This window comes from Brevibacillus soli (assembly GCF_044759095.2).
In the GTDB taxonomy this organism is placed as follows: domain Bacteria; phylum Bacillota; class Bacilli; order Brevibacillales; family Brevibacillaceae; genus JBIYSM02.
This window is the reverse complement of sequence record NZ_JBIYSM020000080.1, coordinates 1-7,322: the sequence shown is the minus strand read 5'-3', so window position 1 is coordinate 7,322 and position 7,322 is coordinate 1. Positions and strand designations below refer to the sequence as shown.

At 51.2% G+C, this 7,322-nt stretch carries 9 protein-coding genes, 1 pseudogene and 1 riboswitch; of the genes and pseudogenes, 6 read left to right on the top strand and 4 right to left on the bottom strand.

Annotated features, from left to right (window positions below; genetic code table 11):
- Positions 1-289: 289 nt before the first annotated feature.
- A complete protein-coding gene (locus ACE99V_RS19890) occupies positions 290-736 on the top strand; it encodes an Rrf2 family transcriptional regulator (protein ID WP_400492936.1) in 447 nt (148 codons plus the stop codon).
- Between the two features lie 130 nt (positions 737-866).
- Positions 867-1,244: a Spx/MgsR family RNA polymerase-binding regulatory protein gene (locus tag ACE99V_RS19885; RefSeq protein WP_400492937.1), complete on the top strand. Its 378-nt coding sequence runs from the start codon at positions 867-869 to the stop codon at positions 1,242-1,244.
- A gap of 314 nt (positions 1,245-1,558) precedes the next feature.
- Here the strand turns inward: ACE99V_RS19885 and ACE99V_RS19880 are convergent, their stop codons facing one another.
- From ACE99V_RS19880 to ACE99V_RS19870, 3 genes and pseudogenes are all read right to left on the bottom strand, one after another.
- A complete protein-coding gene (locus ACE99V_RS19880) occupies positions 1,559-1,723 on the bottom strand; it encodes a hypothetical protein (RefSeq protein WP_400492938.1) in 165 nt (54 codons plus the stop codon).
- Positions 1,724-1,813: 90 nt separating this feature from the next.
- Positions 1,814-3,013, bottom strand: coding sequence for a flagellin lysine-N-methylase (gene fliB / locus ACE99V_RS19875; RefSeq protein WP_400492939.1), 1,200 nt, complete (start codon positions 3,011-3,013; stop codon positions 1,814-1,816).
- Between the two features lie 82 nt (positions 3,014-3,095).
- A pseudogene (locus ACE99V_RS19870) lies at positions 3,096-3,473 on the bottom strand (DMT family transporter).
- A gap of 61 nt (positions 3,474-3,534) precedes the next feature.
- Positions 3,535-3,634, bottom strand: a riboswitch (guanidine-I (ykkC/yxkD leader).
- Between the two features lie 130 nt (positions 3,635-3,764).
- Here ACE99V_RS19870 and ACE99V_RS19865 point away from each other — a divergent pair.
- The gene (locus ACE99V_RS19865; RefSeq protein WP_400492940.1) at positions 3,765-3,983 is read left to right on the top strand and encodes a WYL domain-containing protein; all 219 of its coding nucleotides are present in this window, start codon (positions 3,765-3,767) and stop codon (positions 3,981-3,983) included.
- Between the two features lie 12 nt (positions 3,984-3,995).
- Here the strand turns inward: ACE99V_RS19865 and ACE99V_RS19860 are convergent, their stop codons facing one another.
- Complete coding sequence (locus tag ACE99V_RS19860) at positions 3,996-4,865, bottom strand: metal-dependent hydrolase (RefSeq protein ID WP_400492941.1); 870 nt, start codon at positions 4,863-4,865, stop codon at positions 3,996-3,998.
- A gap of 169 nt (positions 4,866-5,034) precedes the next feature.
- Between ACE99V_RS19860 and ACE99V_RS19855 the strand changes: the two genes are divergently transcribed.
- The 3 genes from ACE99V_RS19855 to rsgA all read left to right on the top strand — a co-directional run bounded on the left by ACE99V_RS19855 (position 5,035) and on the right by rsgA (position 7,178).
- Positions 5,035-5,550 carry a hypothetical protein gene (locus tag ACE99V_RS19855; RefSeq protein WP_400492942.1) on the top strand — a complete coding sequence of 172 codons (516 nt, stop codon included), beginning with the start codon at positions 5,035-5,037 and terminating at the stop codon, positions 5,548-5,550.
- 91 nt (positions 5,551-5,641) lie between these two features.
- Positions 5,642-5,869 (top strand): hypothetical protein, encoded by a 228-nt coding sequence (locus ACE99V_RS19850; protein ID WP_400492943.1) that lies wholly within the window; start codon positions 5,642-5,644, stop codon positions 5,867-5,869.
- Positions 5,870-6,107: 238 nt separating this feature from the next.
- Positions 6,108-7,178, top strand: coding sequence for a ribosome small subunit-dependent GTPase A (rsgA, locus tag ACE99V_RS19845; protein ID WP_400492944.1), 1,071 nt, complete (start codon positions 6,108-6,110; stop codon positions 7,176-7,178).
- Positions 7,179-7,322: the final 144 nt, after the last annotated feature.

The following is a 7,322-nucleotide window of genomic DNA, read 5'->3' as shown; positions in this document are numbered from 1 at the left end:
GCTTAGTTTGCTATTGCCAAAAAGGCCTGTTCTAAGTCACTTAGATTTTCAGGGTAGAATTTATAAAAATGGACATCGAATACAGCCACTTGGAAAGTGTTCGGGGCCCCGCCCGGCGAAAAAAGGGACCCCACTCGGCTCAGCGATAGCTACCGCCGAGTGGGTCGAGGATAGCTAAAGTCGGGAGGGTTTTCTTGTATGAACAGTTGAAAGTGCAACCGGAATTGAAAGAACAGAGGCGATCTGGTATTCTAGTTTCCACATGGCATTACGTGAGGGAGGCGGTCAGATGACAAGCGAATTCAACATTGCCGTACACAGTCTGGTCCTGTTGGCCAACCTTCCGGATCGAATGGCAACAAGCGAGAAGATCGCGGCAAATATTTGCACGCATCCCACCAGAGTGAGAAAGGTATTGGCCTTGCTGCGGAAAAACAACTACATTACCGCGAAAGAAGGAGTGGGCGGCGGTTTTATTCTGAATTGCGATCCTGACAAAGTCACCTTGGCAGAACTGTATCATTTGACATCCAAGGGTACGTTGAAGCCCTCCTGGAAATCGGGGAATCCGGAAAGTCCGTGCGGTTGTCGGGTCACAATCAATATTGGATCGGTCATGGACGACATTTATGACGAAGCGGAAAGATACTTCGAAAGGTGCCTGGAAAACCTGACAATCAGCGGTGTTCTTGAAAAGGTCAAACAAGGAAACACGGAAAAAACATGCAAGGAATAGGAATTGACAAATTCAACTGTTACAATTATAGTTATAGTTAAGTAGCGGATTCATTCCTGGCACGTCCGCTTTTTCTTAAGGTTAAACTGTGATAAAAAATATAACTGATTATAAAGTGGAGGAATAGAAAATGGCGAACCAAACGACAGCAAAAAAGATAACATTTTTTACGTATCCGAGCTCCACATCCGCGATCAAGACAAAAGCGTGGCTGACCAAGCACGGGGTCAACTACGAGGAAAGACATCTGCTGAAAAAGCCGCCAACTGTAGATGAATTGATGGAAATTGCGAAACTCACCAAGCAGGGCATGGATGAATTATTGGCGACCCGCAGTCAGGAATTCAAGCAGTTGGGTGTCAATATTGAGGAACTGACTGTTTCCGAACTGCTTACTCTCTTGAGTGAAAAACCCCAGCTGTTAAAAAAGCCGATTATCACCGATGGGAAAAATCTGATCGTCGGTTACGATTCAGCCGCCCTGGAAACCATCCTGAAATCGGAGTAAGTGTCTCGTGAAAACAAGCCGGCATTTTTTGAGGAAAAAGGAGGCGTTCTCTTTGCTCCGCTTCGTTGCCAGCCCGCCAAGGGGTTGGCAGGCTGGCAAAGCCGCGTCACTACGAAGTTTTCTCAGGGGTGGCGCTGCTTGATCCCCGCGCCCACGTCCCTACGCCAGCAGGTCGTCACAGCTCGCGGGTAGCTGGAGGATTCGGTCCCTCTACAAACCATTGGTTTCTCAACAAACTGCGCTCCTGTTTACAGGAGCGTTTCGCTTTTGAGAAACAACAGTAATGAGAAGAAGCATATTTCCGGGCGGAGCGACTAGCGCAGCCCAACCAGCGAAGCGACGAATTCGCGGGAATGAGGAGCGTCACTCTGTATGAACTGCGGAGCGGCTACTGCTTTGGCGCTCCCCCGCGAATCGTTGCGGAGCGGACAATCTATGGATCCTTGAAGGGCGTAGACCGGAGCGAAGAACGGAAACATGCTTCTTCTGCTGCAGCCAAACATCCAATACAGCCGCTAGAAAAGGGTTCGGGGCCCCGCCCGGCGAAGCGTTAGCTCATGCCGAGTGGGTTATTTTAACGAAAGAGCCGGGTTTAACAGCTGTGCCAGGTCATCCAATCCCGTAAGCTCTTTTTCGTTGAGAATATCCAGCGCTTTGACAAAATAACTGGAATCGTGCTCATACATGCGGGAAAAGGTTTGAATGAAAGAAACCGCCTCTTCGGCTGATAGTCCTTGCTGACTCGCCGCGATGCCGATCAGGTGAAGCTGAATCAGGACGTAGTGAAGCAGAAAGACAACGTACTCGTCGTATACACTGCGGTTGCCGAAGAGCGGAAACAGCCGGCTGTACACGTAGTTCACCAGGTAGTTTTCCAGCACGTAGCCATGCTCTTGGAGAAACGGCACAAAATACACTTCATAAGCGCGCTGATGGCGCTCAATGGAGCCGTCGATCCCTTGTTGAAATTGCTGGTAATAGTTTTTGTACCGCTGGTTGTTGCCGGAATTTTCGGCGTAATCTTCCACGAAATAGAGCAGCAGCTGCAGATGAAACTCGCTGGAGGTCAAGGTGTTCATCACGTCGTTCTCGTCATCGTCGGGAAGCTCACGGTAACGGGCGAGGATCGGCAGAATATCGATGAATCGTTTTTCCTCCATCAACTGAGACAGGTCCCAAGAAAAGCGGCCCAGCCTGAACATCCTGCTGTGCAAGCTAATGCTTCGATTCTGCAAAAGTTCAACGATGTACGAGCGGATCTCGTAATAGCAATCGGAAAACCGTTCGTCATCAAACAGCCTGTCCAGCGAAGAGTCGTCTTCGCAAACGGTGTCGACCGGCTCCAGCCGAATTCCGTCTGGATTGAGCAATGCCAATCGCGCAACCTCCGGGCAGGAGAGGCTGCCGAACAGTTCGTAGGTGTTATATAAGCGGCTGTGCTGGCGGGGGTACAGACTGCATGTTCGGGAAAGGTAGCGTTCCCCCAGCCCCAGCTGGATGGAACACAATTTTTCCGTATTGAGAAACGGACAAAACCCATGCTCATTAAAGCGGATGGTTGCATAATCCGTAAAGGTGGTTTCATAGCGGTTGCGGCGGATGTGATGGGTCAGTTTCTTTTTCCAGGTTTTATCTGTCAACTGCTTGTATTTGACAAAGGTTTTTTTATCGATATCCACGCTCCAGCCCTGGCAGCAGGTATCTTCGCAAGCGGTGCCGATACACTGAAACTGCTTCATGTAGCTGGCGGCGAGATGGGATTGTTTCATGGGAGACTCCTTTTGACTTGTTTCAAGCCATTGTAACACACATGCCGCGCGAGAAGGCCGATAGGAAAAGGAAAATTTTTTTCTAGCCGATCAGCTTAAGCCCAGCTACCGCAACAACGACGATTGCGATAAACACAATTCTCCACGTGTCTTTCGGTTCCCCGTACACAAACATGCCTACGATCGTGCTGCCTATGGTGCCGATTCCTGTCCAGACGGCATAAGCCGTACCCATTGCTATGCCTTTCATTGCTGTCGCAAGGAAAACAAAACTTAGGACAAATCCGCCGATTAGAATCAAATAAGAACGAAAGGAAGGCTATATGAGCAGACCGAAACTGACGAGGATTGCAATAACGGTAATTCCCCAGGTAATAAGGCTGTCAGCATGCTTTAAGCCGGCAACCCAAATCACTTCAAAGACGGCGGCGACCACAACAAGCAGCCACTGAATGTTCATGTGTGAACGACTCCCTTCTAGTTAAAACAAAATAAGCCCGCGGAGAACACCGTTACAGTGCTTCTCCCGGGCTTTTGTCCCTCCGTGTACACGGCTGTGCCGTGCGTTTTCTCTCGGACCAGACCAGTCACATGAACTGCGGAACCCTAGAAAACTCCCTTCATTTTACTAACAATCATCTTAGGTATGTCAAGAGGTGGTTAGTTGGAGATTTTTCTCTTTGCATAAACCGCTTTCTTATGGATATAATGGGAACAAATGTTCCTATTATTTTATTGGATGGTGGTTCAGATGCATCGCGAGCTTCAGCGCTATTATGCACAGCAGCGGGTTGTGGACCTGATCTATGTAAATCGAAGCGGGCAAACCAGCAAGCGGGCCGTTCGCATCCATTCCATCGACGGGGATCGGATCAAGGCCTACTGTTTTACCCGCCAAGCATACCGCTTGTTTCTTGTGGCCAATATCCTGGCTGTCGCACCGGCATCCCGTCACGCCGCCGGCTGGTGACGAATTGTCAAACTACTTTTCGATATACTCATAGAGGAACGACTCCCCCCGCTGATAGAAGCGCGGATCATAGATTCCCAGTCGTTGTTCGTTGTTGACGATGACGACCATGGGAGCCCACCGGTACAAGGTTTGCGCTTCCGGATTTTGTGTAAAAAGCGGAGTGAGATCAGTCCCTTCGGCAGAGGTCAGACGTTTCAGCAGAATCGGTTCAGACCAGAGGGATGCCTGGGTGATTTCCACCTCGTTTCCCTTTTTTCCGATGACCTTGTACGAACCCGGGAAGAAATCGGCTGCCAAGGTGACCTGATCGTACCGTCCAGCCAGCGATTTTTGGATGACCAGCCCCTGTGCGGTCTGGCTTGCCACCTGCAAAAGCAGAAGGCAGGCAACTGTACGGAAAACGGTATGTCTGGGCCAACTCCCAAAGCGTGCCGCAAGAAATCCTCCCAGGATGATTCCCCACATGACTAGATCAATGATCGGTATCGTGCCCAGCGCCAGCCTCTTTTGGGAAAACGGCTCCCAGTATCCGGTTCCCCACGGGTTGAAAATGTCGATGGTAATGTGGATGAACACGGCAAGCAGGCCGACGGCAAACAGTCGTTTGTCGTACACGCGCCAGATCAGGTGCGCCATCGCTGTCAAAAGTGCGGCCCACAGTGGAACGAGAAAGAGGGAATGGGTAATGCCTCTGTGCCACATCAGGTACTCCCCGCCCCTGTCCCACAGCTGGGAGACCACGTCGATATCGGGGATTTCACTGCCCGCTACGGAAACAAACAGAAGGGAGCGCGCCGCATCCTTTGAGAGATCCTTTCTCTCGATCGCATGGTACAAAACAAGACCGAACAACGCATGCGTAACGGTATCCAATTCCATTCTCCTCCTTGTTTACAGTGTACGACCACGTAACAGCTCCCCATGATTGTAATCAGTGGGTGATGGAACAGCAAGCAAAGTTTCCAGGCGACGTCGTTTTTGTCATCGGCTACCTCACTCACCCTGCCCACCCTCCCCGAATACGATGGGAGGGATGAGGTGATGAAGGGTGGAGCAAAGAACGTTTCGGCCCGGAGACATTCTGGTTGCCTGTGACAACGTTGCTGAATTGCCGTCGGGGTATGTGGGCCATTCCGCTATCGTTGTTGATTCCAAGCAGATTGTAGAGGCGTTGCCGCAGCTGCCTTTTGTGCGGAAAAGCAATGTATCCAGCTTTCTGGAAGGGCATCCGTTGCATGTGCACTATCGGCCCAATGAGAAGAAAACAGGATCACATGCTGCAAAATGGGCGCTGAAATATGTTGCCGGTTACGATAAAAATGTGCGGAAAGGAATCAAACAGCCTGAGTTCTCGTTTTTTTCCCTTTCTTCCTTGGAAGACCCGTGGGAAGCGATTTACTGCTCGAAGCTCGTCTGGAACAGCTATTATCTGGGGGCAAATTACAGATTTCCAAATGACTATCTGTGGTTCTCGCCGGAAGATTTGGCGTCCCGTCTGGAGTGGGATAAACAGTTTACGTTGCTCTACAAACATCCTCAGTTCAGTTTCAAACTTGACACATAAGAGATGAATGGTACCTGATTCCTGCTCAGGTGATATAATAGAAGGGCAAGCGATCAACAACTAGCGGTTTCTTGATCAGGGAGGGAGACGCATGGAAGTGGCGTGGATCGTCATTCCGATCATTGCCTTGTTTCTCCTTTTGAGTTTGGCGTACCGAAAAGGCGACATCCGACGGCGCAACGATTCCGGAAGCGAGGGCGGCGCCTACGGGTATGCTGACCGCGATGACCGCCGCGACTCTGGCAGCTGGTGGGGGGACGGAGGAAGCGGTGACGGCGGTGGAGGAGATGGCGGCGGCGGGGGCGGGGGCGGCGATTAAGCCGAGGAAGCCCTTTTCCTGCCGGAGAACATTGTGGTAGAATCTTACTGTTATCCCATTTGAGGTTTTGTCCTGAAAGGAGAGATGTTTTATGAAAAATGTCATGATTGCAGAGATTGTTGAGGGTAGTAAGGTCACAGGGATCCTCCTTTCAGGTAACCGATAATTCGTTTCCAATGGAGGAGTCTTCTGTGACGGGTTGCGTATAAGGTATAACCATCACGGGAGGAATCCGACATTGACTCAAACATTGCAAGCATTAGGCTGGAATGACTTTTTTGCCCAACACTTCGCACCCTTTGCCGAAGAAGGCTTCCATGTAGGGCGTATTGCCTTGGAGCATAAACACTTGTATCGCATCTATACCGAGCATGGCGAGCTGTTGGGGGAAATCGCCGGGAAAATGCGCTATGCCGCTTTCGGCCGGGAGGACTACCCGGCAGTTGGGGATTGGGTGGTCATCAGTCCCCGTCCGGAGGAAAGAAAGGCGACCATCCACGCCGTTTTGCCGCGAAAAAGCAAGTTTTCCCGCAAGGCGGCAGGCGAATCGGTAGAAGAGCAAATCGTTGCGACCAACGTGGATACGGTCTTTTTGGTCAACGCGCTCAACCATGATTTTAACCTGCGGCGGATGGAGCGCTATTTGATACTGGCCTGGGAGAGCGGAGCCAATCCTGTCATTCTGCTCAGCAAGGCGGACCTGTGCGACGACGTCGAACAAAAGGTGGCGGAAGTGGAGTCCATTGCGGTCGGCGTTCCCGTTCACGTAATCAGTTCGGAGCAAAACATGGGTTTGGACGCTGTGCGCCCCTATTTGAATGAGGGAACGACTGTCGCCCTGCTGGGCTCTTCCGGTGTAGGCAAGTCAACACTGATAAACCGCTTGTACGGCAAAGACAAGCAAAAGGTAAAGGAAGTTCGCGAAGGTGACGATCGCGGTCGGCACACGACGACACACCGGGAGCTGATTTGCCTGCCTCAAGGCGGTTTGATCATCGACACGCCGGGGATGCGTGAACTCCAGATGTGGGAAGCGGACGAAGGCTTCCGCGACGCTTTTGACGACATCGAGTCGCTGGCAAGCGGCTGCCGATACCGCGACTGTACGCACGGGAAGGAGCCTGGCTGCGCCATCAAAGCCGCGCTGAAAGACGGGATCCTTTCTCGCGCCCGCTATGACAACTATCAGAAGCTGCAGCGCGAACTGGCGTATCTGGCACGCAAGGAAGACGTCAAGCTGCAGCTGGCCGAAAAAGAGAAGTGGAAAAAGATCCATCAGGCCGTCCGCCATGTGAAGCCGCGGAGGTAAATAGGTTCATGAAAAAAAGGATGAAGCGTTTCGTTCGCTCATCCTTTTTTTCGTGTATAAGAATTTATAAATTTGGACATCCCATACAGCCGCTAGAAAAGTGTTCGGGGCCCCGCCCGGCGAAAAAAGGGACCCCACTCGGCT